Source organism: Actinomadura sp. ATCC 39365 (genome assembly GCF_054392275.1).
The window spans coordinates 6027893-6054777 of record NZ_CP184335.1 but is presented as its reverse complement, the minus strand read 5'-3'; the positions used below and the strand labels follow the sequence as shown (position 1 = coordinate 6054777).

Here is a 26885-nt window from a genome sequence, read left to right as displayed (position 1 = left end):
ACCACGGCCCGCTGCATGGCCGGTCTTGCTGGGCGTGATCAGGCGTCCGAGGACGTCGAGATCATGGTCCTCCGGCACGAGGTGGCAGTGCTGAAGCGTCAGGTCACCCGGCCGAAGCCGGACTGGGCCGATCGGGCCCTCACGTCGCCCGGTCGACGGCACTGGCCGCGGTGCGGAAGGACTGGCGGTAGGCCGAGGGTGGGACGCCGATGGTGGTGGCGAGGTGCTGGCGCAGGGAGGCGGCGGTGCCGAAGCCGGCGAGGGCGGCGACCCGGTCGACCGGCAGGTCGGTGGCCTCCAGGAGGCGGCGCGCTTGCTCGACCCGCTGGCGGGTGAGCCACTGGCCGGGTGGCAGGCCGGTCTCCTCGCGAAAGCGTCGGCAGAAGGTGCGGACGCTCATTCCGGCGTTGGCCGCCAGCTCGGCCAGGGTGAGCGGCCGGTGCAGTTCCTGCAGGGCCCAGGCGCGGGTGGCGGAGGTGGTGGCGGCGGCGGGCTCGGGCACGGGGCGCTCGATGTACTGGGCCTGGCCGCCCTCCCGCCACGGGGGCACCACGCAGAGGCGGGCCACCCGGTTGGCGACGTCGCTACCGTGGTCGCGGCGTACCAGGTGCAGGCAGAGGTCGATGCCGGCGGCGACGCCCGCTGCGGTGAGGATCCGCCCCTCGTCGACGAACAGGACGTTCGCGTCCACCTGGACCCGGGGGAAGGCACGCTGGAAGTGCTCGGCTTCGTTCCAGTGCGTGGTGGCGGGCCGGTCGTCGAGCAGGCCGGCGGCGGCGAGCACGTAGGAGGCCGTGCAGATCGAGACGATGCGCGCACTGGCCGGCACCAGAGCCAGGGCGTGGCGCAGCGCGTCGGGCAGCCAGTCGCGCTCCGCCTCGGGGCCGCAGGCGAACGGCGGGATGACCAGGGTGTCGGCCGTCCGGAGCGCCTCGCTGCCGTGCGCCACCGTGATGGCGAAGTCGGCGCTCGTGGCAACCGGCCCGCCGTCCAAGCTGCAGGTGGTGACGTCGTAGAGCGGCTCGCCCGCGCGACCGGCGGCAGTGCCGAAGACCCGCACCGGGATGCTGAGCTCGAAGGGATAGACCCCGTCAAGGGCCAGGACGCGGACGCGATGCATGGCAAGATTCTTTCACATGATGGCATTCTTGCCACTCGCTCCGCCGTGGCCTGGTGCGCGAGTCTTGTCCTTGCCGGGCCATCAGGGCGCGGCAGGCGAAAGACAGCAGGAGATGACGATGCGCGCGATCGGCCAGGACGGTTTCGGCGGCCCTGAGGTGTTGAAGGTGATCGAGGCGGAGCGGCCGGAGCCCGGCCCGGCCGAGGTGCTGGTGCGGGTGCACGCGGCGGGTGTCAACCCGACCGACTCCTGGCACCGGGGTTCCGGCGGGCTGGCCGGCGCGGTGGTGCCGCTCGGCTGGGACCTGTCCGGCGTGGTCGAGGCGGTCGGTCCGGGGGTCGCCACGCTCGCCCCCGGCGACGAGGTGTTCGGCATGCCGCGCCACCCGATTCCGGCGGGCACGTATGCCGAGTATGTGACCTCCCCGGCCCGGCACCTGGTCCGCAAGCCCGGGACGTTGACCCACGTGCAGGCTGCAGCGCTGCCGCTGGCCGCGCTCACCGCCTGGCAGGCCCTGGTGGACGTCGCCGAGGTGGGCCCGGGGCAGCGGGTACTGGTGCACGCGGCGGCGGGCGGGGTCGGGCACCTGGCCGTCCAGATCGCCAAGGCGCGCGGCGCCCATGTGATCGGAACCGCCCGTACGGCCAAGCACGAGTTCCTGCGTGGGCTCGGCGCGGACGAGCTGATCGACTACACCGAGACCGACTTCGAGGCGGTCGTGGAGCCGGTGGACGTCGTGATCGACACGATCGGCGGCGCCTACGGGCCGCGGTCGCTGAAGATCCTGCGTCCGGGCGGCATCCTGGTCTCGCTCGCCTCACCGGCCGAGGCGTACCTGGCCGAGGAGGCCGCCGCCGTGGGCCGGCGGGCCGTCTTCATGATCGTGGAGGCCGACCAGGCGGGGTTGCGGCAGGTCGCCGAGCTGGTGGAGGCGGGGCTGCTGCGTCCCGAGATCGACCGGGTGTTCCCGCTGGAGCGGGCGGCCGAGGCTCACGAGCTCAGCGATGCCGGCCGTACCACGGGAAAGATCGTGCTGTCGCTCAAGGCATGATCGCCGGTGCGCATGGCCAGGGCCGGCGCGGCCTGGTTCCCGCCCTTCGCCTCCTCGGGGATGCCGGGGCTGGGCTCGCCTGGCGGGCGGCCCTCCGCCTGCTCATCGCCTCCGCCGCCCTTCATCAGGGGTCACGGCTACGCGTCAGGCACCGAGTTCGTCGCACAGGTCGGCAAAGTCGCCGAGGTAGCTGGGGATGGTCGTCGAACCCGATAACGCCCGCTACCTCGAACTCGTCCATGCCGGCGGCCGCCCGCATGCCGAGCGTTTGGCTGATGGCCAGGACCCTCGGGCCAGACGCCCTCTCGCCGTCGAACGCTACCGCCCGCTGACCGCCCCAGTGCTCGGTCCGGATCATCGAGAGCCGGGTTGGCCTGTGCGTGCAGCCGAGGAAAGGTTCAGGGGGTGAGGTGGTAGTTGGTAATCCAGAGGCCGGGGATGACCTCGATGTCGTTCAGCCAGGCGAAGCCGTATCCCTCGTAGAGGCGGCGGGCGGGGGTGTTGTCGCGGCCGGTGGAGACCAGGACGGTACGGCCGGCGGCACGGTCGAGGGCGGTGGCGACGAGCAGCCGTCCGATGCCGCGGCGGAAGGCCGAGGGCGAGACCACGAGCCGGTTGATATCCAGCATGGTCGCGGCGGCCTCCCAGGCGATGGCCCCCAGCAGGACGTCCCCGTCGAAGGCGCCGACCCAGGTGAGGGGCGCTGCGAGTAGGTCGGAAAGGGGCTCGTGCAGCGGCGGGATACGGTCGTCGCCGATGAGCGCGGCCTCGACGGCGTAGGCGGCGCGCTGCAGATCGAGCAGGCGCTGGTCGGGCGAGATGTCGATGACGTGCACAAGGTCACCCTAGGCGGACGGGCAACTCCTTATTCCGTTGCTGAAGTTCGAGCACAGCCGCCGGGCCTCGCCGATCTGGCGGAGGCGGGAGAAGCGGCGGGCGAGTAGTTCGAACAGGACGCGCAGTTGCAGCTTGGCGAGATGGTTGCCGAGGCAGAAGTGCGCACCGCCGCCGAAGCTGGTGTGCGGGTTGGGTTCGCGGCCGATGTCGGAGACGTCGGGGTCGGCGAAGACGGCGGCGTCGCGGTTGGTGCAGGAGTAGAAGACGACGACCTTCTCGTCCTCCTTGATCGACACGCTGCCGAGTTGCTGAACGCAGGTCGAACAACAGCAACGCGAATCCCGCCGCGAACCTCTTCATCACCATGACACGCGACCCCGGCCAAGAATCACAGCACCACTGTGCATCGTGGAGCTTGTCCCGGTCGAACACCTACCCCGCTGCGCCTCACAACCGGTGTCGAGCGCGTCGGTGAAACCGTACGCATGCGGCTGGCCGAACAACTGGGCGCGACCCCGGCCGAGACGCTTGCCAGGTTCCGCCGCATCATCACCAGCACGACCAAGCCACCCTTGCCGGTCATGGCGATGCTGGGCGAGACGATCGTGCACGGAGAGGACATCCGGCGACCTTTGGACATCCGACGCGACTATCGATCGACCTGCTCACGCGGATGGCCCACTACTACCGGCGCACGGACATGGTGGTCCTGGTGGTCGTGGCCGTGCTCTGGGCGTTCGTCTACAACGCCGACTTCGGCCTGGTCAACGCGCTGCTGGGGCTCGTCGGCGTGCCGGGCGAGGTCTGGCTGGGCGACGAGAGCACGGCGCTCCTGGCCGTCTGCGTCGTCTCCGGGTGGGTGTACGCCGGGTTCTACATGGCGATCTTCTACGCCGCCTTCGCCCAGATCCCGTCGGACGTGGTCGAGGCCGCCCGCCTCGACGGCGCCGGTGAGCCGGCCATCTTCCGCCGGATCAAGGTGCCGATGATCAGGGACGCGGTCGAGGTCTGCCTGCTGCTCTGCGTCACGGGCGGCTTCCAGACGTTCGACCTGTTCTACGTCATGACGGGCGGCGGGCCGTACAACGCGACGGAGATCCCCACCACCTACCTGACCCGGGTGGTCTTCCGCGACGGCGAGGTCGGCTACGGCTCGGCCATGGCGGTGCTGATGACCGCGGCCGTCGTGCTCATCGGGCTGGCCTTCATGCGCCTGCGCAGGAGGTCGGCCCGATGAGAAGGCTCTCGACCGTGCTGCTGGCCGTGGTGTCGGCGGCGTTCTTCCTGCCGCTGCTGTGGATGGTGGCCTCCAGCTTCAAGTCCAACGCGCAGATCTTCGCCGACCCGTTCGCCCTGCCCGCGGCGCTGGACTTCGGCCGCTGGGCCGAGGCGTGGGTGGTCGGCGGCATCGGCGGGTACGCGCTCAACAGCGTGATCGTGACCTCGGTGTCGGTGTTGCTGATCCTGGCGCTGTCGTCGGCGGCGTTCGCGTTCAGCCGCTTCGACTTCCGCGGGCGCGGGCTGCTCATGGGCCTGCTGGCGCTCGGGCTGCTGCTGCCGCTGCAGTCGTACTTCATCGCCCAGAGCACGATGTTCACCGAGCTGGCGCTGAGCGACACCCGGTGGGCGCTGATCATCCCGTACACGGCCATGGGGCTGCCACTGGCCACGTACCTGATCAAGGTCTACCTGGACGCGCTGCCACGGGAGCTGTTCGAGGCCGCGCACATCGACGGCGCCTCCGACCTGCGGGTCTACCTGCTGATCGCGCTGCCGCTGCTGCGGCCGGGGCTGGCGACCGTGGCCGTGTTCTCGGCGCTGTCCTGCTGGAACGAGTTCCTGCTGGCCCTGCTCTACATCCAGGACGACTCGCTCAAGACGATCCCGACCGGCCTGCTGGCCTTCTCCAGCCGCTACGTGACCGACTACGGCCTGCTGTTCTCGGCCCTGTCGATCATCACCCTGCCGATGATCGCGGTCTACGTGGTGTTCAACCGTCAGGTGGTGAGCGGCATCACGGCGGGCAGCCTCAAGTAGGCCCGGCGCCGTTCGCCGTCAGGAGCTCTCCCCGGTGATGCGCAACGCGAAGTCCGCGTAGGTGTCCGCAACTTCGTCCGGTTCGTACGGCAGGGCGGAGTCGTACCAGTTCGCCACGCGCATTCCCATCCCGCTGATCGCGGTCACCGCGAGAAAGGCGTCGGGCACGGCGAAGACGCCCGCGGCGATGCCCTCGTCGATGATGTCGATGAGCAGTTGCCGGCCGGCCGCGCGCAGCATGAGCGCGGGGCCGGCCAGCTCGGGAGACAGGGCGTGCAGCTCGTTGTCGGCCACGACGGCCAGCATGGGGAACTCCGCGTGCGCCAGGACGTGGGCGCGCACCACCCGGCGCAGGCGCGACGCGGGATCCGCCGGGCCCGCCGCGGCCGCCTCGGTCAGCCGCCGGTGGTGCTCCTCGTGACCGATGCGCACCAGCTCCGCCAGGACGTTCTCCTTGGTCGGGTAGTGCGAGTAGAGCGTCGCCGAGCGGATCTCGCAGGCCACCGCGAGGTCGCGGATGGAGGTGCCGTAGAAGCCCCGCTCGGCGAAGAGCTGCAGCGCCTCGCGCAGGATCCGGCCGGAGGTGCCCCGGAGCAGGATGTGCTCGGGCAGCCGGATGTCGGAGGCGGCGATCCGGCGCTGGGTCGCCAGAGCCGCCGATCGGTCGTCAGTCACGCGCTCATTCTGCCAAGACGCCGCTCCGGCTGGTCTCCTCGCACGTCGGGGCGCCGACGTGACCACGGCCGGAGGGCTCTTCGGTCACCGCGGCACGAGCGCGTTGCGGCGCACGTCCGACCAGGTGTCGCGGTCCAGGCAGATGCCGCAGTCCGGGCCGTGGAACAGGGCCCGCGCCTCGGGGTCGTCCATGAGCTGGAAGCGCCACCAGGCGGTGGTGGGCGCGGCGAACGGCCCGGGGTCGCCGACGACGGTGAAGTGGTCGGCGCCGCGCACCTCGCCGTAGATCGCCGGGATGTGGTCCGCGTCGTCGTAGAAGGACCTGACCAGCCAGGGCCAGACGATGGAGTCGTTCTGGCCGGCCATGAGGAAGGCGGGCCCGTGCACGCCGTCGATGTCGGCCAGCGGGCCGGGCTGGATGGGCAGGACGGTGTCCACCCGGGCGTCGGCGCCGACGACGATGGCCGCCGCGCCGCCCTGTGAGTGCCCGGAGGCGCCGATGCGGGTCAGGTCGACCTTGCCGTGGAAGGGGCTCGACGGGTCGGCGTCGCGGCGGGCGAGCGCGTCGATCCCGGCACGCATCGAGACGCCGAGGTTCGACATCGGGGTGTTGGCGGCGGAGACGATGAACCCGTGGCCGGCCCACTGCAGCAGCAGGTCGCGGTAGACGAGCGGGGCGCCGCCCGTGCCGTTGCCCCACACGATCACCGGGTGGCGGCGGTCGCTGCTCGCGATGTCGCGCGGGTAGTAGAGGGTGTTGACCACGCCGACCTCCACGGCGGTCGCGTAGGGGCCGGGCGCGCCCCAGTCCGTGGTCGCGGCGTGGGCGGGAGCGGTGCCGAGTGCGTGCACGACGAGCAGGGCGATGAGCAGGCGTCGGAACAAGGCGGCCTCCTGACTGGGGGGTTTGCACGAATCCTGTACACGACGGAGGTCGCCGTCTCTCCGCATTCGGGCCAAGAATTGACGCGCCGGTTTGGGCAATGTGACGATCACGGGATGTCCGACCTGCACAGCCGGATGCAGCCGAGGGTGCGCGGGCTGACCGCCGCGGTGATCGCCCGGTGCGCCGCCGAAGTGCCGTTCTACCGGGAGTTGCCGCCCGAGACCCTGCACGGCGAGGTGGCCCACTCGGTCTCGGCCGTCCTGACGATCCTGCTGCGGACGCTCAGCCGCCCCGACGCCATGGGCCCGGCCGACCTCACCCGCGTCATCGAGTGGTCCGCGCGCCGCGCCGAGGACCGGCTGCCGCTGGACGCGGCGGTGACCGCCTACCTGATCGGCGCCGAGGTCTGGTGGCAGGCGCTGACCGAGGTGGCCGCGCCGGAGGAACTGGCCTCGGCCGGCCGGCGGATGCTCGGCTGTCTGCGCACGGCGATGCCCGCCGTGGCCCTGGCGCACCAGCAGGCCCAGGAGGACATCAGGAGCGAGGACAAACGGGTGCGACGCGCGCTGATCGGCGCGTTGCTGGGCGGCCACCCGTACGAGAGCCTGGCCGGGGCGACGGGGGTGGAAGTGGGCCAGGAGCACGAGGTCCTGCTCCTCGACCTGGGGCAGCCCGCGCCGCCGGCCCGGCTCGTGCAGTCGGCCCTGGACGCGCACACCGGGACGCTGGTCCTGATGGACCACGTCGAGGGAATCGCGCTGCTGCCCGGCGGACACGCCCTGGACGCCGTCCCGGGCAGGCTGGCCAGGGCCGTGGGACGGCCCGTGCTGGCCGCCGCGGCCCGCGCCGCGGCGCCCGCGGCGATCCCCGACGCGGCGCGGGAGGCCCGCGAGGTGCTGGACCTGGTGCGCAGGCTCGACCGGCCGCCCGGCCTCTACCGCCTGGACGACGTGCTGCTCGAACACCAGCTCGCCCGTCCGGGCGCGGGGCTGGCCCGGCTGGCCGCCAAGCTCGCGCCGCTCGACGGCCATCCCCACCTGCTGGAGACGCTGCGGGCCTTCGTCGAGCGCGGCCACAACCGCCGCCGGACCGCGCTCGACCTGCACATCCACCGCAACACGCTGGACTACCGGCTGCGCCGGGTGAGCGTGCTGACCGGCCTCGACCTCGCCGAACCGGCGCAGGCGCGGCTGCTGGCGGCGGCGATCACCGCGCGCGAGCTGACCAGACCCTGAGCTCCTCGTCGCGCGGCGCGTGCACGACGCCAGAGCCCGGCGAGTCGAAGACCATGACGGGCCGGGAGGAGTCCCACGACTGCCAGCCCGGATCGCCGGTCGCGGCGAAGGCGACCCAGGCTCGGTGCATGGTGTCGGCCAGTTCCTGCGGAGGCTCGTCGCCGGCCAGCTCGCGGGAGTGCCGCAGGTTGTCGAAGACGAAGCCGATCTCCAGGGCGTGACAGGCGCGCAGGTCCATGACCTTCGACCGCCAGGCGAACTCGTAGACGTGGGCCCGCTCCACGCTGTCGGCCAGGCGGTTGACCGGGGCGCGCAGGAGCAGGTCGGTGGCCATCTCGCCGAGCAGCTCACCGGGCGTGGCGCCGGGGCGGGCGGACCGGTAGAGCCGCAGGGCCCGTCCCGGGACGCGCAGCTTCAGCAGGGCCAGGCGGAGCATGAGCCGGCCGACCCGGTCCACGGCTCCGCTGGGCACGAACCAGAGCCGGTACTCCTCCCGGTTGGCGCCGATGAGCAGGGCGGCCTCGACCGGACAGGCGTCCGGCTCGGTCACGATGTGGAAGCCGGGCCCGCCGCTGATCGGGTCCGCCTTGCCGACCACCTCGCTCTGGACGTCGAGCAGCCGCTCCCGGTCGATCGCGGCGAACGCCTCGGCCGTGGCCGGCACCTTCAGCCGGGCCGCCATCAGCTGCGCCGTCCGCGCGGCCTCGGCCCGCGTGACGGTGTGCGGCGGGCCGCTCTGCATGATCGCCCGGCGGAACAGGCCCCTGGCGCGCGGGCTGGTGAGCAGCGCGCCGATGCTGATCGCGCCCGCCGACTCGCCGAAGACGGTGACGTTGCCTGGATCGCCGCCGAAGGCCGCGATGTTGTCGCGCACCCATTCCAGCGCGGCGATCTGGTCGAGCAGGCCGCGGTTGTCCGGCGCGTCGGGGAAGACGCCGAAGCCCTCGACGCCGAGCCGGTAGTTGATCGAGACCAGGACGACGCCGTCCCTGGCGAAGGCGTGGCCGTCGTACAGGGGCAGGCTGGACGAGCCGTTGCGCAGGGAGCCGCCGTGGATCCACACCATCACGGGACGCGCGCGGCCGTCCGCGCCAGGCGTCCAGACGTTCAGGTTGAGGCACTCGTCGCCGGGGATCTGCTCCTCGGGGATGAGCCGGTCGAGCGGCGGCCGGTAGGGCCGTTTGGGGGCGGTCGGGCCGAACTCCGCCGCGTCACGGACGCCGTCCCAGCACTCGACGGGCGCGGGGGCGCGGAAGCGGTGGGTGCCGAACGGCGGCGCCGCATAGGGGATGCCCCGGAAGACCTGGATCCCGTCCTGAAGCCGGCCGCGCACCTTGCCGTGCCGGGTGGCCGCGATGATGTCCATGCGCCGGATCCTACCGATCGATCGGTCGGGACGTCAGACGACTGATCCGGAGAGCGCAGAGAGCAGGTCGACGACGGGACCGGCAGGGAGGACGGACAACGCGGCGTGGGCCAGGCCGGCGTGTTCGGCGGCCAGTGCGCGGAGCTCGGCCGGGTCCGCGTCCCCGGGGCCGTCGCGCAGGTCGTCGATGAGGGCGAAGCTGACGCCCAGGTGCCGTCCGTAGGCGGCGAGGGCGGTGACGGTGGCCGGGGGCGCCCCCGACAGGCGGGCCCCCAGGCGGCAGGGCAGTTCGAAGGCGATCGCCAGCTTCCCCTCCAGCATCTCGGCGTACTCGGGCAGGCCGAGCTCTCCGGCACGCAGTTCGCGGGCCCGGGCCTGGCAAGCGGCCGCCAGCGCCCGCGAGAAGTCGGCGGTGACGGCGCCGCCGGCCTTGGCCGCGAAGTCGAAGGCGCGGGCGAGGAAGAAGTCGGCCACCAGCACCGAGAACCTGTTGCCCCACGGAAGGCCGGACGAGGAGCGCTCCTCCCGAGTGCCGTCCGTGGCCAACGCCGCCAGCAGGCCGAGGTCGGCCGCGGCGGCCAGGGCGTGGATGAGCGGATGGCGTTCCCCGCCGCCCAGGTAGGAGGCAAGGAGCAGGAGCACGGACGGCCGGACCGTCTGGGCCGACAGGTCGTCGGTGACGCCGCTGAGCCGTACGAACATCGGCCAGTCCGCGCGCACGCAGTCGGCGAGCAGCTCCGCGACGGCCAGGAGGTCGCGGCGGAGCATGCGGCTCAGCTCGGGGTCCGGGGGTGGGAGCGGGGGAAGGACGAGCTCGGTCCGGGCGCCGTCGGGAAAGAGCGCCAGACGGCGGCAGAGCGTGAACAGCGGGCGATCGTCGTCGAAGGTGGCGTCCAGGACCCGCCAGGCGAGCTGGTAGCGGCGTACCGAGTGGCGTCCGGCCTCGAAGTAGCCGCCGTAGCGGGCGGCCAGCCGCCGGGCGTAGGGGCCGGGGAGGATCGGGCCGGGCAGGGTGGCGTCGATGTGGGCGGCCGCCAGCGCGCCGGATTCGAGGGCGTAGCTGATGCCTTCTCCGGTGAACGGGCTGATGAGCCCGGCGGCGTCGCCGGCCAGCAGCAGTCCGGGAACGCCGCAGCGCTCCGGCTCGAAGTCGAGGCGGAGGGGGCGCCGCTCATCGGGCCTTCCCTGGTCGCGGTCGCGAACCCCGGGTCCAGCTCGGCGAGGTCGGCGACGAAACGGTCGAACATGCCGCGCAGTCCCTCGGGGTTCATGGGACCGAACAGGCCGACGCCCACGTTCGCACGCCCCTGGCCGAGCGGGAAGATCCAGCCGTAGGACGGCAGCAGGTGCTTGTCCGTGACGTCGGTGAGGGGAAGGACGATCTGCAGCAGGTCGTCCGTCCCCTTGATCCCGGCGTAGTAGGCACGGGCCGCGAATCCGGTCCACTCCCGTCCGGGTGGGCGAAGGCCGGTCTGCCTGGCCAGCCGGGAGGCGGCGCCGTCGGCGGCCACCACTACCGGTGCCTCCACGCGCGTCCGCCGGCCGTCCCGGATCATCTCGATGCCGCGCACCCCGGAGGGCCCGCCGATCGGCCCGCTCACCTGCGCGGTCCAGAGCGTGGCGCCCGCCTCCACGGCGCGGGCGCACAGCCGGGCGTCGAGGTCGAACCGGGGCAGCACCAGACCGAAACCGGAATAGGGGAAGTCGCGGGCGCCCTTGCCGCGCATGTGCACGCGCACACCGCCCACCCGCTGCGCGTCGGCGAGGTCAGGCAGCACGCCCATCTCCGCCAGCTGCCGCACCGCACCACGCGTCAGACCGTCGCCGCAGCACTTGTCCCGGGGAAAGGCGCGCCGCTCGACCAGCAACACGCTCCTTCCCCGCCGAGCCAGGTGGTAGGCGGCGGCCGACCCTGCCGGCCCCGCTCCCACGACCACCGCGTCAAAGCTCATGCCGCCCTCGCCACCGCGTAGGAGGCCAGCAGGGCGAGGGAGTCGCGGGCGGCGTTGCCGGGCAGCGCGCCGAGCCGGTCGCGGGCGTCCCGGGCCAGCGTGCCCGCCTCCTCCAGGACCTCTTCCACCACTCCCGACGCCAGCACGCGCCCGGCCACCTGCGCCGGATCGGGCTCGATCTCCGCCAGGAGCGTACGCAACCGTTCGTCCCGTCCCAGCAAGCGGAGCACCGGCAAGGTGTAGACCCCCTCCCTGAGGTCGTTCAAGGGCTGTTTTCCCATCGACGCCGCGCTGCCGCGCAGGTCGAGGGCGTCGTCCGCGAGCTGGAAGGCCAGCCCGAGCTCTGCGCCGTAGCCGGCCAGCGCCTCGGCCTGCTCCTCGGGCACCTCGGCCAGAAGGGCGCCCAGGCGGCAGGGCAGCTCGAACAACGTGGCCGTCTTCCGGCGCAGGATGTCCAGATGGGCGCCCTCGGTGAGCCCGGTGTCGAACGCGCTCTCCGTCTCCAGAAGCTGCCCCGAGCACAGCCGTACCATCGCCCCGGCCGCCGCGCGGCCGCACGCGTCGGGCAGGCCGGCCAGCAACCGGGTGGCCTGGGAGACCAGGAACGTGCCGGCCACGACGGCGGCGGGCTCGCCCCACAAGGCGTTGACGCTCGGGCCGTGGCGCCGGGTCGGAGCCCGGTCCATGACGTCGTCGTGGTACAGCGAGGCCAGATGGAACATCTCCAGCGCCGCCGCCGCGTCGAGCAACGGTTCGGCGCGGAACGCGCCGAACTCGGCGGACAGCAGCAGCAGGGCCGGACGCAGGCGTTTGCCGCCCCTGCGCGCCAGGGTGACGGCCATGGTACGCAGGCCCACGTCGGCGGAGGCGACGGCGGCCTCGATCCGCCGGTCCAGGCCGGCGAGCGTCCGTTCGGTACGGGCGCTCACCAGCCACTGGCCGTCGGTCACCGGCCGTTGTCCGGCTGTGTCAGGAACTCCACCCGGTCCACCATCGACCGGACGCGGCGTAGCAGCTCGGTCTCGTCCAGGGCGCGCAGGATCTCGGCGGCGGTGCGGCCCACGAAGTCCCGCGCGATGCCCAGGGCCTCCTCGGCCACCTCGGCTTCGTCGGCCCTGAGGTGCTCGCGCATGCGGGCCAGCACTTCCCGCGCCTCCTCCAGGTGCTCGTCGGTCACCGTCGCCTCCGAGCGCAGCGGCTGTAGCGCCACCGCTCGGGCGGTTTCGGCGTACTTGTCGTACAAGCCCTGCAGTGTGCGCACGGTCGCCTCGTCGAGCTCGGTGCGGCGGTTGCGCTCCAGGATGCGCGACTCGTTGGCGAAATAGGTGTCCACGAGGTAGCGGCCGACCCGGGTCTGCTGCAGGTGCCGCTGGCGGAACTCGCGCTCCACCGACTGGTCCAGCTTGAGGTCGCGTTGCAGCACCCGGCTCGCGGCGGCGGCCGACCCGCAGCCGCAGGCGTCCTCGTTGCCGCCCTCGCCGCCCCGATAGACCACCGAGCCCGAGTCCCCGCCCTCGGACATGTAGGCGGTGGCGATCTGCCCGTCGAAGCTCCGGATCACGTTCGAGGCGTACTGGACGAGCGCGGTGACGTCGATCTCGGTCACAGTCGAGGTGGTGTACTCCGTGGTCCGGCCCACCTTCTCCACGTTCGTCCCGATGTCCACTCCGGCGGTCACCGCGGCGCCGCCCAGGAACTCGACGTTGAGCTGGGTCAGCACCTGGTCGATGGGGTTGATCAGGGTACGATTACACGTCCCGGCGAACAGCAGCCCGATCGCCGGATGGTCCGGGGTGGCGACCGGGATGAGGTCGTTCTTGACCCGGTCCTCCACGTCGTTCGGATCGCGCGGCTGGGCGATGGCCGCGTCCGCGGTGTTGCCGTTGGCGTTCAGTGTCACGAAGCGCTTGAGCGTGGCGATGGTGTCGCCGGCGGTGGTGCCGCCGTCGAAGACGCCGGGCTGCACGATCGCGTCGCCGATCATGGCGTTGTTGCCGTCGGCCAGCACGTGGTTGTTGCTGAGGATGTTGACCGTGCGATCGGTGTTGTCGATGACCAGCGAGCCGAGCGTCCCGGCGGTGACGTTGAAGTGGCCGATGCTGACTCCGTTGGGCGCCGGCCGTTCCCTGGCGGTGAACGACTGCGCGTAGAACGGTCCGGTCTCGACCACGTCCACCTCGATGGCGTCGCGGCCGAAGTACAACCTCCTGGGTAACAGGCGCGAGGTGGGCAGGAACTGCTCGGGCACCTTGCGCAGCACGTAGACGACGACGGCGGGCTCGTCGGTACGGCCGCCGTCGACGATCCGCCTGCCGTAGGCGAAGCCCGCGATGTTCTGATCGGCCAGCAGGCCGGCCAGCGGGCCCTCCCGAGCCGCGCGGGCCAAGGCCCGCCCCCTGAGGTATCGGTCATCACCTGGCATGGTCACGGCTGGCCTCCTCATCTGTGAGCGTCGAATGGTCCTGCCGGTTGAAGGCGCACGGGGACGCCCTCGACGGCGGCGGGCCGCGCGGGCACGGGCTCGCTGACGTAGACCGTGATGACGTACGGCCCTTCCGGGTCGGGCCGGCCGATGCCGATGCCGTGGCCGGAGAAGCGGGCCAGCAGTTCCTGGCGATGCTCGGCGAGCACGGTCCGGACCTCGGCCAGCGAGTACGGATCAGCCATCGCGTCCCTCCGCTGGGATCAGCGCGCACACCCGGATCAGCACGCCCTCGGCCGCCTCGCCCTCGATCTCCACGACGGCGATCCCGGGCCCGGTGAGCGTGACGGTGACCGGGGCGGCGGGGTGAGCGGCCGTCACCTGGGCGCTGTCCAGGACGGCGCCGCCGGGTCCGCGGGCGGTCAGCGTGATGTCCCGTCCGCCCTGGTGGGCGAGCGTGACGGTCACTCGTATGGCCGGTACGGCGGGCCAGGCGGCCAGCCCGGGGCCGAGGAAGAGCGCGGTGCCGGCCGCGAACCCGGTGATGTGCCGGCCGGCGCCGTCGGGGGCCGACAGCCGGAACCCGGACTCCGTCCAGGTGGCCGGGAAGCTCTCGTCGCGCCCGCGGTGGCTGAAGTCCAGGCAGACCTCGCGCGGCTCGGGCGGCTCGGCCGCTTCGGGACAGAACGGCTGGACGGCCAGCAGCTCGACGTCGTCGAACCAGGCGATGCCGTCGCGGGTCTCCAGGAAGACCGTGATCGCTCGGGCGGCGGCGGTGACCCGGACGGTCAGCGGCGTCCAGCGGTCGGCCACGACGCCTTCGGACCAACTGACGGCCGGGTGGTCGGGGTCGGTGCCGCCGGTCGGGTCGACGCCGAGACGCGCTGCGGCGGGGCGCGACTCCTCCAGGTCGTACCAGGCGGTGAGCTGGTAGGCCCAGCCCGGGTTGGCGCCCACCCGCTGGTGGATCCCGGCCCGTCCGCGCTCGGCGCGGATGCCCTGAGCGCGGCGTCCGGAGTGGACGACGAAGCCGGTGGCCAGGTGCGTGCCGGTGCGGTACGGCTCCCACCCGTTGGCCACCTCGCCGCTCCTGCGGCGGGCGAAGCCGCCCTCGAAGTGGCCGTTGACCACGTCGGTGACCTGCACCACGAGCGTGTCCTCGGCGACGCCGCCGTCGTCGTCGGTCACCACGCAGCGCGCCAGGTAGGTGCCGCAGCGCCGGTAGACGTGCGAAGCGACGGCGGTGCCCCGGCCGGCGGGCGGCTCGTGGGTCTCGGTGACCGTGGCCGGGATCGCAGCGGTGCAGTCACCGAACTCCCAGGTCGCGGCATGTGTGTCGCACCAGCCCTGATCGGTGAAGGCGGCCGAGAGCGTGATGACGCTGCACGGGTAGGCGAACAGGGCCGGACCGGCGACCACGACCGGCGGCACGTTGCGGACGGTGACCGTGCGCGTGTCGGTGTCCATGCCGCCGTTCTGGTCGCGCACCTGGAGCGTGACGGTGTAGACGCCGTTGTCGCACCAGGCGTGGGTGACGGTCGTGGAGGTCCCGGAGATCGTGCCGGTCTCGGTTGGCTGGTCGTCGCCGAAGTTCCAGAGGGTGGTGTGGGTGTCGGCCGGTTCGACGTCGGAGAAGTGGCCGACCAGCGTGACCTGCCGGCCCTCGTCGAGGGTGATGTCCGGCCCGGCGTCGGCCACCGGGGGCACGTTCGCCACATGGACCAGCGTGTAGTGGGCGCTGGCCGCGCCGCCCGGTTCGGTGATGGCCAGTGTGTGCGCGGCGAGGTAGACGCCGCTGGCCGGGTAGACGTGGGACAGGTCGCGGGTCGCGGCTGGTGGGGTGCCGTCGCCCGGGTTCCAGGTGTAGGCGGCGACAGGGGTGGTGCTGGCCGCCGCCAGGGTCAGGGCGGACTGTGCCGTGCCGAAGTAGGGGCCCCCGCTGCGCGCGGCCAGCACCTGCGTCTGCTCGCAGGAGGAGAGCACGTCCATGGTGCCGGCGATGACCAGGCCGTCGGCGGCGATGACGATCGGATCATGGAAGATCGCCCGCACCCGGCCGATCCGGGCCAGCTCCGGCGGCCAGCCGGTGATCCCCGTGACCGCTCCGGTGATCGGGTCGATCGCCATCGAGCTGCCGATGCCGGAGGCGATGGCGGTGATGATCGCGGCGGCCACGATGATGACGATCGCGATGAGGATGCTGCCCGCGCCCCAGGTGATGATCGCCAGGATGACCGCGATGATCCAGAAGGCCACCGACTCCTCCGGATCGACGTCGGGGTCGCCGATCAGGTGGTTGTCCATCTGCTGCACGCCGTCGGGGTTGAGCGCGCCGTCCGGATTCCAGTGGAGGCCGACGTCGGCGCGGAAGTCGGCGTCCACGTCGATGCTGCCCAGGATGGCGTCGATGACGGTCAGCTCGCCGGTCATCCGGATCGCGCCGTCGACCAGGTCGATGTCCAGGCTTCTGACGTCGGCCGCGGTGCCGTCCTGGTCGACCCGGCGCGGCAGGTCGGAGTCGGCCCAGCCGTTGTCCCGGCGGGCCTTGTCGATGTTCTGCCGGACGAGCGAGCCGGTCAGCGCGACGGCGAACTCCATGCCGTCGGGGATGAAGGCGGGCATCGCGGCGATGTCCGCGCCGGGGGCGGAGTTGATCGCGATCACCAGGTAGTCGGCCGGCACCCTGGTGGCCACGTCGCGGGCATCGAACACCTCACCGCTCGCTTCGGGGGTCCAGAGGCCGACGAAGCGGCGGGCGGCCAGGTCGGCGTGGATCAGGTCGCCGAGCGTGCGCTCCAGGTCGGCCACCGTGGGCGCGGCGATCGACCGCGCGCCGAACGCCCGCACCAGCGCGGTGCCCCGCTGGCCGAGCTGGGTGCGCAGCGCGCCTTCCAGCAGGTTGAACAGCGTCGCGTTGTTGGCCGTGTAGTTGGCGCCCTCGATGCCGAACCTGGGCGTCGGGATGATGACGCCGGCCGTGCACGTGGCGGTGTCGAAGCGGAGGGTGCAGGAGCCGGGCGGGCGCTCCAGCGGGACCCGGATCTCCAGGCGGGTCTCGACGCCCATCGGGGTGGCCAGCGGCGGGGCCGCGCCGCTGCGCCTGATGTTGAAGACGCGCAGGTAGACCGGGAGGCTGAACAGCACGGTCGCCGGGTCGGGGCGGCTGACCGTGATGGCGCGCGCCGCGTCCTTCTGGTCGTCGTAGATCTCCAGATGCGTGTCGACGGTGTAGCCGCCGATGCCGAACGAGAGCGCCTGATCGGTTTCATCCTGCGTCCACGGAAGGGCGGGAATGCCCGGATGGACCGTTCCGTCGGGTCCGCCGTTCTCGTAGGCGAAGTGCACGTACTCCTGCAGTACGGTCAGCAGCTTGCCCTCGATCGGGTCGCCGCCGGTCACCGTGGCGCTCACGCGTTCCCGGGCTAGCGCGTCGAATCTGATCCCCACGTTCTTCGAGCCCGGGAGCACCCCGATCGGCGCCTCGACCCGGGCGGCCGCGGTCAGGTCGAGCAGCCCCGCGGACGGCACCGGCGGATCGGCCACGAGCACCTGGATGATCAGTCCCAGCGTGAGTCGCGCCCCGTCCACGGCCGGTTCCGTCGTCGCGTCAAGCTGGTCGCGTGGGAGCTCGACCTGTCCGCCCGCGGTCACGTACGTCCCGATCGCGACTCCCGGCGGGATCGGCAGGTACTGCGGGATCCGGCCGTCGCCGGTCGCGGTGCCGCCGCACTCGGCCGACTTCCACGCCCCGATCAGAGCCTTGCGCAGTACGGCGGCGCCGGCCTCCACAACAACCTCAAAGCCGTGCGTGTCGGCCATCACCCCTCCTGCAAACGCCCCTTGACCGCGGTCACCGCAGGAACCCGCTCGCCCGACAGCACCGCCTCGAAGACGGCCTCGGGCGCCAGTGCCGGTCGCCTGCCCGACAACCGGCGGTACTCCAGCAGGGGCCGCATCACCTCGTGGCGGTCCCGCAGGGCCTCCAGGCGATCCGCGCCGGCCCCTCCGGGACGCCAGCGTGGCGGCTCGGTGCCGATCTTCTCGTTCTCCCCCGTCACGCCGAGTTCCAGCAACGCCCGGCGCACGTCGGCGCCGTCGTCCGGATCGACCGGCCTGCGAGCCAGGCGCTCGACCTCGCGCCGCAACCTGGCCAGGAGCTCGGCCGCCTCGGGGCCGAGGCGCAGACGGTCCGTGATGCCGGGGCGGGCATGCGGGGTGATGGTGTAGCCGAGGCGCTCGATGGCGAGCACCGGGTTGGCCGCCGCCGCCCGCGCGAGGGTCGGATGATCATTCATCCGGCGCAGGATCGCGGCCGCCGCACGCTGCAGGTCTGCCCACGAATCGATCGTCTTCGACATCTGATCTCCCTGCTTGGCCGCAGGCCGGACCTTGTTATTTCACGCAGCGAAGGGGCTGTCAACGAGGCGGAACGTCCGTTTCAGGACGTCGTGAGCGGCCGGAGGGGCAGGAGATGATCTCTGGAGACGGAGCTGTGGCAGGAGCGAGCCTCTGGCGAGCATCGCTACGGAGAGGCCATGCATGACCACGTTCCTCGACGGAGCGGTCGCCGATCCCGAGCGATTCTCCGCCCTCTTCGATGCCCACTACGACGAGATCCGCAGCTACATCGGCCGCCGCCTCGACCTCGACGTCGCCAAAGGCGGCGTCAGACCTTGGCTGTACGGCATCGCCACCAAGCTCATCGGTCGGCACCGGCGCGCCGAGTTCCGGCGATACCGGGCAGAGGCCGGCGGGTCCTCGGCGTACGTGATCGAACGGCTGGGCTGGACCGACGACCCGGCGCCCAAGGGAGTCGACCTTCTCCTGACGCGCAAGGGGGGCCAGAACAGGTTCGGTGCCGGTCGCAGGTAGGGGCCCAGCAGCAGTTGGGCGGCTCGCTCACCCATCCGCAGATGCGCCGCCGGGTCGGGGTGCAGGACGTAGGGCTGTTTCCCCGGCCTTTGGCGCACGAGCAGGACGCCGGTCGTGGCGACGACCGTGCAGGATCAGCTTCCCCGCGGAGAACAACTGTTGCCGCATAATCGGTGTCATGGATCCCGCGTGGATAGCTGTGGTCGGAACCGCGATTGGAGCCACAGGTGCTACAAGCGCAGCACTGATTGCGGGATGGGCCGCCCGACGGCAGGCCAACGTGCAAAGCGTCAGCCAACGAGCACAGTGGCGCCGTCAAACGAGACGAGACGCCTACAGCGCCTTCCTCGACGCCGGAGTACAGGCGCGCGATGAGCTGATGGTCGTGTGGCGCCTGCTCCGGGAGGCCAGTCCCGATGTGGTCAGGCTTGATGCACAGATAGCGGGTGTCGAGCCGCACATCAACGCGGTGAAGCGAGCGAGCGCAACAGTCTTCGTGGAGGGGCCTCAAGCCATTCTGGAGCCGACTCGCCGTACGGAAGAGAACATCACGCTGTTTCGCACCCTTCTTCGCAGGACGCTGACGGACCTGCGTGCGGGGCGGGACGTCAAGGAGTACCTCTCCTTGTGCGACCGGCAGGATCACCAGGTCCGCGACCTGCTCGACCGCTTCGCCGCGTTCGCCCGCGCGGTGCTCGACGAGGTCGAGCCCGACTGGAATCTGCTGAGTATCGTCGAGGTGTCCGACGTCGACGAGGAGTTGCAATGGCTGAAGAAGGCCATGAGCGAGCAACTCGAAATAGATGAGAGTGAAATTGACGTCAAGGGAAGGCTGACGGGCCAGGGCTACGATTCGCTCGCCGTCTTCGTCCTGTTCAGTCAAATCCAGGCGCAATGGGGAGTGGCTCCGGACGGCGGTTGGCCGATCTCCTCGCTTTTCGACAAGTCCGTCGAAGAAATCGCCGGCTATATAGCGACTCAACGCAACCATGCCAGCTCGAGGAGTTTGCCAAGGAGTTGACAGCGCGCTTCGGCGTGGGCTCCGTGCCGTCCTGGTGCTCACGGGCGGAGAGGTTGGCGCCGGGCAGATCGGGAACGTGTCTGTCACCTTTCAACCACCTCGACGGCACCCGGCCGGCCGTTAGGATACGACTGTATCCATACGGGAGATGGGGGTACGATGCGCATCCCTGACCGGCCGTCCGCCTTCACCAACGACTCTGCCCGTGACAAGTACTACGCCGTCTATGACCGGTTGCTCGGCGAGTTGTGGCCGGTGCCGGTGGACGCCGTCGACGTGCAGACCCGCGCCGGCAGTGTGCGGGTCCACCGGGCCGGGCCCACCGCGGGGGATCCCGTGGTCCTCGTGGCCGGCGCGGGCGGGAACGCGCTGGCCTGGTACCGCTACATCGAGCCGCTGGCGCGCACGCGTCCGGTCCTGGCCGTCGACCCGCTCGGCGAGCCGGGCCGCTCGGTTCAGAGGCGGACGCTGGCGACCGGTGCCGAGGTCGGCGGCTGGCTCACCGACGTCCTGGCCGCTTTCGGAGCCGAGCGTGCACACGTGGCGGGCTTCTCCGCCGGCGGCTGGACCGCGGTGTGGGCCGCGGCGCAACAGCGACCCGGCGAGGGCGGCAGAGTCGCCGCGCTGACGCTGCTGGATCCGGGGGCTTCGCGCCGATCACCGGGCGGTTCGTCCGGTGGGCCGCCGCCGGCGCCGTCGCCTCCATGCTTCCGCGTCCCTTGCGGCACCGCATGGCCGATGTCGTGAACAACGGGCTGCTGCGCGATGACGGGCTGGTCAGGCTGGGGCGGGCGGGCGGATGGTCCTTTCGCCGGCACGTACTCATCCCCTCCCCCTACACCGACGAGCAGATCCGCGAGGTGGCCGTGCCCGTGCAGGTGCTGCTGGGCGCCCGCAGCGCGCTGCACGACGCGCGGGCGGTCGCCGCGCGGCTGGCCGGCGTCGCGCCGTCCTGGCGCGTGGAGATCGTGCCCGGCACCGGCCATTCGCTGCCCGTCGAAGCTCCGGAGCTGGCCGCCGAGCGGATCCTCAGCTTTCCCGCCCAGGAGCGTCCCGGGACCGCGGCACCGAACCACAACAGCAACAGAAGGTAGGAAACGGGCATGCCTCGGCAGGTCGATCACGACGAGCGGCGGCGCCAGTTGACCGAGGCGCTGCTGCGCATCGCCAGCACCCGCGGCCTGCAGGCGGTGTCGATGCGCGAGATCGCCGCCGAGGCCGGGGTCTCCCTGCGTGTCGTCCAGTACTACTTCACGAACAAGCAGGCCCTGATCGAGTCCGGCCTCACCGAACTGGGCGCCCGCATGGACCGCCGGGTCCGGCAGCGGGCCGCCGCCGTCGCGGGCGAGCTGACAGCACGGGACGTCTTCGCCGCCGTCCTCGACGCGGCCCTGCCCTGCGACGAGCAGAGCCGCCTGGACTCCATGGCCTGGACCGCCTACTACACCGCCGCCCTCACCGACCCGGTGCTCGCCGCGGTCGGGGTCACCCTGCCCAACGCGTTGGAGAACTTCCTCACCGTACGGCTGACCGCCGCACAGCAGGCCGGGGACATCGCCCCCGATCGCGACCCGCGTACCGAGGTCGCCGGCCTGCTGGCCCTCGCCACCGGTCTGACCCAAAGTGTCCTGAGCGGGCAGCGCAGCCACGAGTCCGCCGTCAAGATCATCGAATACCACCTGGACCGGCTGTTCAGGCCCGCCTCGGATTGACCCAGCAGGGCCTCTGCCCTGGTCGAGCACCTGTTCAAAACCGCCTCGGCCGAACGCGGCGCACATATGTCCCGCTTTGTCGGCGTGCCGACCAAGTTCACGTTCAAGAGCGCGGAGGAAGGCTCAGCCCTCTGCCGACGCTTCGGCGCCGCGGGTGCGGAGGAGTGGCACCGGGTCGGTGGCGAACCGGGCGGCGCGAGGCTCACGTTCGTCTCCGAACCGGTGGGTGAGGATGCCGTAGAGTTCCGGGCGTCGTCCCTGGATCCATCGGCGGCCGGTCGAGAGTGGCAGCAAGGTGAGGTCGAGGTCGGCGGTCACCATGTCGTCGCCGGCCTTCCAGGTTTCGCCGAGGATGCGACCGTAGGGGTCGATGATCATCGCGTTGCCGGTGCGGATCTCGTCGTCGTCCTCACCGATGCCGTTGCTGAACAGGACGAACAGCCCGTTGTCATGAGCCCGGGCGGGCAGCCAGCGCATCAGCCACTGACGTCCGCTGGGGCCGCGCAGCTCGGCTTCGATCGCCTTCGGAGCGCTGTGCCGGTTCCGCCATAGCTCCACGGGGATCGGGCGCATCCCGTGCGGGCTGCGCGAGGCGGTGCCGCCGGTCTGGTGCGGCGCCACCAGGATCGAGGCGCCCATCAGCGCGGTGGCGCGGACGTTCTCGACCAGGTTGTTGTCCCAGCAGATGAGGATGCCCACACGGACGCCCCAGGGGGTGTCGAAGACGGTGTAGGCGTCGCCGCTGCTGATCGCCGGGTGCTCGAAGGCGTGCAGCTTGCGATGACGATGGACCCGTCCGTCCGGGAGGCAGAGGGCATAGCTGTTGAACAGCCGCCCTTCCGCGTCGCTCTCCAGGAAGCCGACCCCCACCGCGACGCCGTGCTCGGCCGCCAGCGCGCGGACGGCGGTGACGGACGGACCGCCCAACGGCTCGGCGAGTTCGCGCAGCCGCTCGGGGGTATGGCGGCGGAGATGCCAGTACCCCAGCAGGCACATTTCCGGGAAGGCGACGACCTGCACGCCATCCGCGCTCGCCACGCGCACGTAGTGCTCGACCTGGGCCAGGTTGTACGCCTTGTCATCGGGCCGATGCTCGAACTGCACGGTCGCGCACCGCAATGTCGGCGTAGGGGTCTCGGCCGCTTCATCGTTCCGTGCCATCGCGAACCTCCGGATACTCGGGTGGTTCACCAGGAGACCGTATACGCATCCCATTCGTCCAATGAATCTTTTTCGCTGTTCGATAGAGTTCCGGAATGGATCTGGTTCTGCTTCGCGCCTTCCTCACGGTCGCCGAATACGGTCATTACGGCCGCGCCGCGCGCACGCTGAGCGTCACCCAGCCGACGCTCACGAAACAGATCCAGTCGTTGGAAGCGCAGGTGGGAGGCCGGCTGTTCGATCGTGGCCGGCACGGCGCCGTACTGACCGATCTGGGCACTGCCCTGCTCCCGGACGCGCAGGCCCTCCTGCGGCAAGCAGGCGCGCTCACCCGGCGGATGGCGAGAATGGCCGCCGGCGAGATCGGGAGGCTGGCGGTCGGCTTCGGGCTGTCGAGCATCGACCTGGCCCCTCGGATCGTCGCCGCGTTCCGGCGGCGCCATCCCGACGCGCACGTCACCTTGGATGACATGTCGTCACAGGCCCAGCTCGACCGGATCAACGCGGGCGACCTCGACGTCGGTTTCGTCCGCCTGCCCCTCGAACGCGGATGGGGACGACTGCCACTGGCCGGCGACCGCCTCGCCCTCGCCTGTGCCGACCATGACGACCAGCCTCCGCACGACATCGGGGATCTCGCCGAATGGGTGGCCCGCCACGACTTTCTCCAGTTGGCGCAGGAGAGAGGGCCTGGACTGGTACGGCAGATCAACCGCCTGTGCACGGCCGTCACGGTCCGCCCTGCCGTCGTCCAGGAGGCGCAGGATCTGCAGACCGTGCTCGCGCTGGTGGCGGCCGGCGCGGGAGTCGCCTTCGTGCCGGCCAGCGCCCGCCGCATCGCGCCGCCCTCGGTCACCATCACGCCGATTCGCCATCCGGCGGCCGAATGGCAGATCGCCGTGGTGTGGAAGGACGGGCAGCCGCGCCCGTTGACGACCGGTTTCCTCGACCTCGTACGAGAACACGGTCATCTGGAAGCCGGCGGCTCCTGAGCCGGCTGCCCCGCGACGCGTCCGGCTCCAGACAGCCGGACGCGACGCTGAGGAGACGTCAGGAGATGGTGAGCGTGCCGTTCGGGTTGCGGGCGCACGTGACGGTCGTGCGGGGCGCCGCGGCGAGGGCGCCGGCCAGGCACTGGCCGAGCACCGTGTGGCCGGCGGCGTTGGGGTGCCACGACTCCTGACAGGTCTGGAAGTAGGTGACGCAGGTGTTCGCCGCCCGCTGGATGCCGATCTTGTCCCAGCCGGACAGGCTTGTGATGAACGTGCCGGACGGCCCGTCCTGTACCCGGACGGGCGTCGCGAGCGCACCGGCCGGGCTGCCGGGGTTCTCGCAGAGCCTGGCGCCGTCGAAGGCCCGCTGCACGTCCAGTACGCGCAGGTCGGCCGCCGGGCGTTCGGCTGCCAGCGTGGCATAGGCGTTCTTGACCAGTGAGCCGAGGTTCTGGGAGAACACGTGCCCAGGGGCGAGGCTCGCACGGTGGATCGGGCACCCGGCGGCGTAGCGCTCGGCGCCGAGGGCGCGGAACTTGTCGCGGGTGTCGGTGCGGCCGTCCTCGTCGTAGTACTGCGGGGCGACGTCGGGCGGCAGCGGGTTGGTGTAGGTCTGCAGAATCACCTGGTGGGTGCCGTCGGCGTCGATCTGGTCGAGGGTGTCGAGGATCTGGCGCAGGGCCGCGGTGGTCTCGGTGGTGGCGGCGGCGACCTCGGTGTCGGTGGCCAGGTCCGAGGCGGTGCAGGGCCGCTGCGGCACCTCGCCCTTCAGATAGGCCCAGAACTCCCACCAGCCCGTCCAGGCGTCGGCGATGAAGCGGTTGGCGCACAGCGTGGCCACGTCGCCGAAGGTGAACTGGGTGTTGTTGGAGCCGAGGCCGACGAGGACGACGTCGATGTCGTGCGTCCGTGCGACGGCGCGCAGCTGATCGAGTTGCGAGGCGACGGCGCGGCCCTCGTCCCGCGCGCTTGCGGGGGCGGCGATGTCGGCGGGCTGGGCGCCGGAGCAGGCGAGGTTGAAGCGTTGTTGTATGCCCGGGAGCGGCGCCGTGAACACCGAGGCGTTCGCCGACCGGTGACAGAAGTAGGCGTTGCTGTTGGCCGCCGACCAGCCGGGGAAGGCCTGTGCCGTGCCGGAGGCGTCGACGACGGGTTGGTAGTCCCCCGCGCCCTCCCCGCTGATGAAGCTGTCGCCGAGCGCGACGGCGGCGGTGGGCAGAGCCGCCTGCGCCGGTCCACTCTGCACAGCCTGGATGCCCGCAGCACTCGCCAGGAGCATGACGACCGCGGCGGCACTCTGGAGGAGCCTCATGACCACCTCATTTCATACTAAATAAGTACGAAATACGCATGTGTGGATCACAACATGCCGCACCAGCAGCGTCAACATCTGCGCGGGCCACGCGTTTCCGTGGTGGTGCGCGCGCGGTGGTTACTCGATCACCCGTCCCGTTGACTTCTGTCCGTCCATGCGTACGGCCAGGCAGTACACGGTCCTGTTTCGAGGCCATTCCTCCGGCAGCGGCGCAAGCCCCGCGGTGTCGATCTCATCCCTTTTCGAGTTTTTGATGCGCATCCTGGGAAGACACCCGTTCTCCATGAGCCGCGTCATGTCCGCACCCGGATACGGCCCCTCCGGGAGCACATATGTGGTGGCGAACTCAGCCGAGTGCGGCACGTGGCAGGGGACGACGGTCACCATGTACGTCTGGGGCAAGGGCTCGATGCAGTCGCCGGGTCGCAGGACGGTGGCGGGAAACCGTTGCGTGCCGGGAATGGTGCTCTGCTGCAGTGGAGTCTGCGGGACGGCGGCGGCTTCCGGCTGAGCGGACTCGGACGACTCCACCGGCACCGGGTCACCTGCGCAGCCGGCGAGCGAGATGGCTAAGCAGCATGCGATCAGTGATCTACGAACCATGGCACAAGGGTGGCAGCTTCAGAGCACCTCCTGGTGTGCCTACCAACACCCTCCGCCAGCACGGAGGGCCTACGTGGATCCCTCCTGGCGGGCGGCCGTTGCCACGTGCGGCGGCCGCATGCCGGCGATGGCGTCGCTGTCACGCACGCGCAGGGAGATGAGGAATCCGAGCACTGCGAGGGCGGCGGTGCTGAGGAAGATGTCATGGTAGGCGGCGACGAGCGCCTCCTGCCTGCCCGCGAGCTCGGCGGCACGGGAGCCGAGATCGCCCAGCCTGGACTCGGTTCGCGTGGTGAGCAACGTGGCGGCCACCGCGACGCCGGCAGCGCTGGCGACCTGACGCGTGGTGGAGAACACCGATGACGCCCGCGCCGTCGCCTCCGGGGAGATCGTGGCGAAGGTGGCGGCCTGCAGCGAGATGATGGTGAGCGCCATACCCGCGCCCATGGCCAGCAGCGGCAGCCGCACGGCCCAGAGGCTCGTACCGGGGCCGACCACGACCAGTGATGCCAGGGCGACGGCGATGACGGCGAATCCGGTCGCGAGCAGGCGGCGAGGGCCGAGCCGCGGGTACAGCCGTCCGGCCAGCGGGAGAGCCGCCATCATGCCCAGCGCCTGGAACATCGTGACCAGGCCGGAGCCGGTCGCGTCGACGCCCATCTGGTACTGCAGAAGCAACGGCACGAGGAACAACGCGCCCATCAGCGCCCCCGAGGCCGGGAGCATCAGCAGGTTGCCGGTCCGGAACAGGCGGTCCTTCAGCAGGCGTAGATCGATCATCGGTTCGGCGCGGGTCAGCTCGATCGCGGTGAACGCGGCGGCCAGCGCGAGGCCGGCTCCCAGCGGCACCAGTACGGCGGCGCCGGTCCACCCCTCTCGGGCGCCACCGTCGGGCCCGAGCAGCAGCAGCGCGAGCGCGCCGCCACCGGTCAGGAATCCGGCGACGTCGAAGCGACCGGGGTGGTCGGCGCGTTCCTCGCGAAGAGCCGCCATCGCGAAGAGGAGACCGAGCACGCCGATCGGGACCTTGATGAAGAAGATCCACCGCCAGCTGATGTTGTCGACCATCCACCCGCCGAGCACCGGGGCGAGGGCCGGGGCGAGGGTGGTCGGTATGGACAGCACCGCTGAGGCTTTGGCGCGCTCGGACGGCGGGAAGGCTCGAAACAGCATCGCGGTGCCGACCGGGGTGAGCAGCCCACCGCCGACGCCCTGGACGACCCTGGCCACGATCAGTTCCCCGAGGGAGCCGGCGAGGCCGCTCCAGACCGAGGCGGCGGTGAAGACCGCGAGCGCGAACAGGAACGTGCGCTTGGTGCCGAACCGGTCGGCGACCCACCCCGAGGCAGGGATGAACACCGCCATGCTGACCAGGTAACCGGTGACCAGCCACTGCAGTGTCTCGGTCCCGGCGCCGAAGTGGCGGCCGAGCGCGGGCAGCGCGGTGTTCAGCACCGTCATGTCGAGGATCTCCATGAACAGGCCGAACACGAACGCGGTGGCGACCAGCCACTTGTAGGTCACCCGTCGCAACATGGGTGTCTCTCCTGTCTGCCCACCGGCCGAGGTCTGCCGTCACCCGGCCAGGCCGGGTGCACGCAGGTGGTGAGCACGCCGTTTTTGGGCGA

27 protein-coding genes are annotated in these 26885 nt (G+C 71.3%); 10 read left to right on the top strand and 17 right to left on the bottom strand.

The genetic code is table 11. The features are described from left to right. Positions 1-139 precede the first annotated feature (139 nt). Entirely contained in the window at positions 140-1120 is a 981-nt protein-coding gene (locus tag ACNF49_RS29540) for a GlxA family transcriptional regulator (RefSeq protein WP_482939515.1), read from the bottom strand. A gap of 118 nt (positions 1121-1238) precedes the next feature. On the opposite strand from ACNF49_RS29540, the gene ACNF49_RS29535 reads away from it, so the two are divergent. After that, positions 1239-2171, top strand: coding sequence for an NADP-dependent oxidoreductase (locus ACNF49_RS29535; RefSeq protein WP_482939514.1), 933 nt, complete (start codon positions 1239-1241; stop codon positions 2169-2171). Positions 2172-2569: 398 nt separating this feature from the next. Here the strand turns inward: ACNF49_RS29535 and ACNF49_RS29530 are convergent, their stop codons facing one another. Next, complete coding sequence (locus ACNF49_RS29530; RefSeq protein WP_482939513.1) at positions 2570-3007, bottom strand: GNAT family N-acetyltransferase; 438 nt, start codon at positions 3005-3007, stop codon at positions 2570-2572. Between the two features lie 9 nt (positions 3008-3016). Next, a complete protein-coding gene (locus ACNF49_RS29525; RefSeq protein WP_482939512.1) occupies positions 3017-3304 on the bottom strand; it encodes a cytochrome P450 in 288 nt (95 codons plus the stop codon). A gap of 377 nt (positions 3305-3681) precedes the next feature. On the opposite strand from ACNF49_RS29525, the gene ACNF49_RS29520 reads away from it, so the two are divergent. Continuing rightward, complete coding sequence (locus ACNF49_RS29520; RefSeq protein ID WP_482939511.1) at positions 3682-4245, top strand: carbohydrate ABC transporter permease; 564 nt, start codon at positions 3682-3684, stop codon at positions 4243-4245. Continuing rightward, positions 4242-5045 (top strand): carbohydrate ABC transporter permease, encoded by an 804-nt coding sequence (locus ACNF49_RS29515; protein ID WP_482939510.1) that lies wholly within the window; start codon positions 4242-4244, stop codon positions 5043-5045. Before ACNF49_RS29520 ends, ACNF49_RS29515 begins: the two co-directional genes overlap by 4 nt. An 18-nt stretch (positions 5046-5063) precedes the next feature. Here the strand turns inward: ACNF49_RS29515 and ACNF49_RS29510 are convergent, their stop codons facing one another. Both ACNF49_RS29510 and ACNF49_RS29505 read right to left on the bottom strand, forming a co-directional pair. Further along, the gene (locus ACNF49_RS29510) at positions 5064-5720 is read right to left on the bottom strand and encodes a TetR/AcrR family transcriptional regulator (RefSeq protein ID WP_482939509.1); all 657 of its coding nucleotides are present in this window, start codon (positions 5718-5720) and stop codon (positions 5064-5066) included. A gap of 84 nt (positions 5721-5804) precedes the next feature. Continuing rightward, the gene (locus ACNF49_RS29505; RefSeq protein ID WP_482939508.1) at positions 5805-6605 is read right to left on the bottom strand and encodes an alpha/beta hydrolase family protein; all 801 of its coding nucleotides are present in this window, start codon (positions 6603-6605) and stop codon (positions 5805-5807) included. A gap of 114 nt (positions 6606-6719) precedes the next feature. Between ACNF49_RS29505 and ACNF49_RS29500 the strand changes: the two genes are divergently transcribed. After that, complete coding sequence (locus tag ACNF49_RS29500; RefSeq protein ID WP_482939507.1) at positions 6720-7841, top strand: PucR family transcriptional regulator; 1122 nt, start codon at positions 6720-6722, stop codon at positions 7839-7841. Here ACNF49_RS29500 and ACNF49_RS29495 read toward each other — a convergent pair. The 8 genes from ACNF49_RS29495 to ACNF49_RS29460 are packed head-to-tail and all read right to left on the bottom strand — an operon-like array spanning position 7813 to position 17939. After that, positions 7813-9207, bottom strand: a complete 1395-nt coding sequence (locus ACNF49_RS29495; protein WP_482939506.1) for a carboxylesterase/lipase family protein — start codon at positions 9205-9207, stop codon at positions 7813-7815. The two genes, ACNF49_RS29500 and ACNF49_RS29495, sit on opposite strands and share 29 nt — an antisense overlap. Before the next feature lie 33 nt (positions 9208-9240). Then, positions 9241-9975, bottom strand: coding sequence for a polyprenyl synthetase family protein (locus tag ACNF49_RS29490; RefSeq protein ID WP_482939505.1), 735 nt, complete (start codon positions 9973-9975; stop codon positions 9241-9243). Between the two features lie 5 nt (positions 9976-9980). Next, positions 9981-11159, bottom strand: a complete 1179-nt coding sequence (locus ACNF49_RS29485; RefSeq protein WP_482939504.1) for an NAD(P)/FAD-dependent oxidoreductase — start codon at positions 11157-11159, stop codon at positions 9981-9983. Further along, positions 11156-12109, bottom strand: a complete 954-nt coding sequence (locus tag ACNF49_RS29480; RefSeq protein WP_482939503.1) for a polyprenyl synthetase family protein — start codon at positions 12107-12109, stop codon at positions 11156-11158. The genes ACNF49_RS29485 and ACNF49_RS29480 overlap by 4 nt, the downstream gene beginning before the upstream one ends. Then, on the bottom strand, positions 12106-13545 hold the full coding sequence (locus ACNF49_RS29475) for a hypothetical protein (RefSeq protein WP_482939502.1): 1440 nt from the start codon (positions 13543-13545) through the stop codon (positions 12106-12108). Before ACNF49_RS29475 ends, ACNF49_RS29480 begins: the two co-directional genes overlap by 4 nt. A 53-nt stretch (positions 13546-13598) precedes the next feature. Beyond that, positions 13599-13826 (bottom strand): hypothetical protein, encoded by a 228-nt coding sequence (locus ACNF49_RS29470; protein WP_357987605.1) that lies wholly within the window; start codon positions 13824-13826, stop codon positions 13599-13601. Continuing rightward, the gene (locus ACNF49_RS29465; protein ID WP_482939501.1) at positions 13819-17400 is read right to left on the bottom strand and encodes a PKD domain-containing protein; all 3582 of its coding nucleotides are present in this window, start codon (positions 17398-17400) and stop codon (positions 13819-13821) included. The genes ACNF49_RS29470 and ACNF49_RS29465 overlap by 8 nt, the downstream gene beginning before the upstream one ends. After that, entirely contained in the window at positions 17400-17939 is a 540-nt protein-coding gene (locus tag ACNF49_RS29460) for a hypothetical protein (protein WP_482939500.1), read from the bottom strand. The genes ACNF49_RS29465 and ACNF49_RS29460 overlap by 1 nt, the downstream gene beginning before the upstream one ends. Before the next feature lie 181 nt (positions 17940-18120). Between ACNF49_RS29460 and ACNF49_RS29455 the strand changes: the two genes are divergently transcribed. The 5 genes from ACNF49_RS29455 (at position 18121) to ACNF49_RS29435 (ending at position 21186) form a co-directional block, all read left to right on the top strand. Further along, positions 18121-18453, top strand: coding sequence for an RNA polymerase sigma factor (locus ACNF49_RS29455; RefSeq protein WP_482939499.1), 333 nt, complete (start codon positions 18121-18123; stop codon positions 18451-18453). A 178-nt stretch (positions 18454-18631) separates the two neighbouring features. Continuing rightward, positions 18632-19474 carry an acyl carrier protein gene (locus ACNF49_RS29450; protein ID WP_482939498.1) on the top strand — a complete coding sequence of 281 codons (843 nt, stop codon included), beginning with the start codon at positions 18632-18634 and terminating at the stop codon, positions 19472-19474. A gap of 159 nt (positions 19475-19633) precedes the next feature. Beyond that, positions 19634-20221: an alpha/beta fold hydrolase gene (locus ACNF49_RS29445; RefSeq protein WP_482939497.1), complete on the top strand. Its 588-nt coding sequence runs from the start codon at positions 19634-19636 to the stop codon at positions 20219-20221. Then, positions 20206-20568, top strand: a complete 363-nt coding sequence (locus tag ACNF49_RS29440; protein WP_482939496.1) for an alpha/beta fold hydrolase — start codon at positions 20206-20208, stop codon at positions 20566-20568. Before ACNF49_RS29445 ends, ACNF49_RS29440 begins: the two co-directional genes overlap by 16 nt. 9 nt (positions 20569-20577) lie before the next feature. Further along, positions 20578-21186, top strand: coding sequence for a TetR/AcrR family transcriptional regulator (locus tag ACNF49_RS29435; protein WP_482939495.1), 609 nt, complete (start codon positions 20578-20580; stop codon positions 21184-21186). 123 nt (positions 21187-21309) lie between these two features. On the opposite strand, the gene ACNF49_RS29430 is transcribed toward ACNF49_RS29435, so the two are convergent. Beyond that, on the bottom strand, positions 21310-22290 hold the full coding sequence (locus ACNF49_RS29430; protein WP_357987584.1) for a nitrilase family protein: 981 nt from the start codon (positions 22288-22290) through the stop codon (positions 21310-21312). Between the two features lie 152 nt (positions 22291-22442). Between ACNF49_RS29430 and ACNF49_RS29425 the strand changes: the two genes are divergently transcribed. Further along, positions 22443-23339, top strand: a complete 897-nt coding sequence (locus ACNF49_RS29425; RefSeq protein WP_357987581.1) for a LysR family transcriptional regulator — start codon at positions 22443-22445, stop codon at positions 23337-23339. A 58-nt stretch (positions 23340-23397) separates the two neighbouring features. Here the strand turns inward: ACNF49_RS29425 and ACNF49_RS29420 are convergent, their stop codons facing one another. The 3 genes from ACNF49_RS29420 to ACNF49_RS29410 all read right to left on the bottom strand — a co-directional run bounded on the left by ACNF49_RS29420 (position 23398) and on the right by ACNF49_RS29410 (position 26793). After that, positions 23398-24651, bottom strand: coding sequence for an SGNH/GDSL hydrolase family protein (locus tag ACNF49_RS29420; protein ID WP_357987578.1), 1254 nt, complete (start codon positions 24649-24651; stop codon positions 23398-23400). Between the two features lie 120 nt (positions 24652-24771). After that, positions 24772-25257 carry a hypothetical protein gene (locus tag ACNF49_RS29415; protein ID WP_482939494.1) on the bottom strand — a complete coding sequence of 162 codons (486 nt, stop codon included), beginning with the start codon at positions 25255-25257 and terminating at the stop codon, positions 24772-24774. Between the two features lie 69 nt (positions 25258-25326). Next, positions 25327-26793 (bottom strand): MDR family MFS transporter, encoded by a 1467-nt coding sequence (locus ACNF49_RS29410; protein WP_482939493.1) that lies wholly within the window; start codon positions 26791-26793, stop codon positions 25327-25329. Positions 26794-26885: the final 92 nt, after the last annotated feature.

Coding starts and splice junctions, on each gene's coding strand:
- ACNF49_RS29535 (WP_482939514.1), top strand. CDS start 1,239: ATGCGCGCGATCGGCCAGGACGGTTTCGGCGGCCCTGAGGTGTTGAAG.
- ACNF49_RS29445 (WP_482939497.1), top strand. CDS start 19,634: ATGCGCATCCCTGACCGGCCGTCCGCCTTCACCAACGACTCTGCCCGT.
- ACNF49_RS29460 (WP_482939500.1), bottom strand. CDS start 17,939: ATGTCGAAGACGATCGATTCGTGGGCAGACCTGCAGCGTGCGGCGGCC.
- ACNF49_RS29440 (WP_482939496.1), top strand. CDS start 20,206: ATGGCCGATGTCGTGAACAACGGGCTGCTGCGCGATGACGGGCTGGTC.
- ACNF49_RS29415 (WP_482939494.1), bottom strand. CDS start 25,257: ATGGTTCGTAGATCACTGATCGCATGCTGCTTAGCCATCTCGCTCGCC.
- ACNF49_RS29485 (WP_482939504.1), bottom strand. CDS start 11,159: ATGAGCTTTGACGCGGTGGTCGTGGGAGCGGGGCCGGCAGGGTCGGCC.
- ACNF49_RS29495 (WP_482939506.1), bottom strand. CDS start 9,207: ATGGACATCATCGCGGCCACCCGGCACGGCAAGGTGCGCGGCCGGCTT.
- ACNF49_RS29465 (WP_482939501.1), bottom strand. CDS start 17,400: ATGGCCGACACGCACGGCTTTGAGGTTGTTGTGGAGGCCGGCGCCGCC.
- ACNF49_RS29410 (WP_482939493.1), bottom strand. CDS start 26,793: ATGTTGCGACGGGTGACCTACAAGTGGCTGGTCGCCACCGCGTTCGTG.
- ACNF49_RS29515 (WP_482939510.1), top strand. CDS start 4,242: ATGAGAAGGCTCTCGACCGTGCTGCTGGCCGTGGTGTCGGCGGCGTTC.
- ACNF49_RS29420 (WP_357987578.1), bottom strand. CDS start 24,651: ATGAGGCTCCTCCAGAGTGCCGCCGCGGTCGTCATGCTCCTGGCGAGT.
- ACNF49_RS29470 (WP_357987605.1), bottom strand. CDS start 13,826: ATGGCTGATCCGTACTCGCTGGCCGAGGTCCGGACCGTGCTCGCCGAG.
- ACNF49_RS29425 (WP_357987581.1), top strand. CDS start 22,443: ATGGATCTGGTTCTGCTTCGCGCCTTCCTCACGGTCGCCGAATACGGT.
- ACNF49_RS29455 (WP_482939499.1), top strand. CDS start 18,121: ATGACCACGTTCCTCGACGGAGCGGTCGCCGATCCCGAGCGATTCTCC.
- ACNF49_RS29490 (WP_482939505.1), bottom strand. CDS start 9,975: ATGCTCCGCCGCGACCTCCTGGCCGTCGCGGAGCTGCTCGCCGACTGC.
- ACNF49_RS29500 (WP_482939507.1), top strand. CDS start 6,720: ATGTCCGACCTGCACAGCCGGATGCAGCCGAGGGTGCGCGGGCTGACC.
- ACNF49_RS29540 (WP_482939515.1), bottom strand. CDS start 1,120: ATGCATCGCGTCCGCGTCCTGGCCCTTGACGGGGTCTATCCCTTCGAG.
- ACNF49_RS29520 (WP_482939511.1), top strand. CDS start 3,682: ATGGCCCACTACTACCGGCGCACGGACATGGTGGTCCTGGTGGTCGTG.
- ACNF49_RS29450 (WP_482939498.1), top strand. CDS start 18,632: ATGGATCCCGCGTGGATAGCTGTGGTCGGAACCGCGATTGGAGCCACA.
- ACNF49_RS29435 (WP_482939495.1), top strand. CDS start 20,578: ATGCCTCGGCAGGTCGATCACGACGAGCGGCGGCGCCAGTTGACCGAG.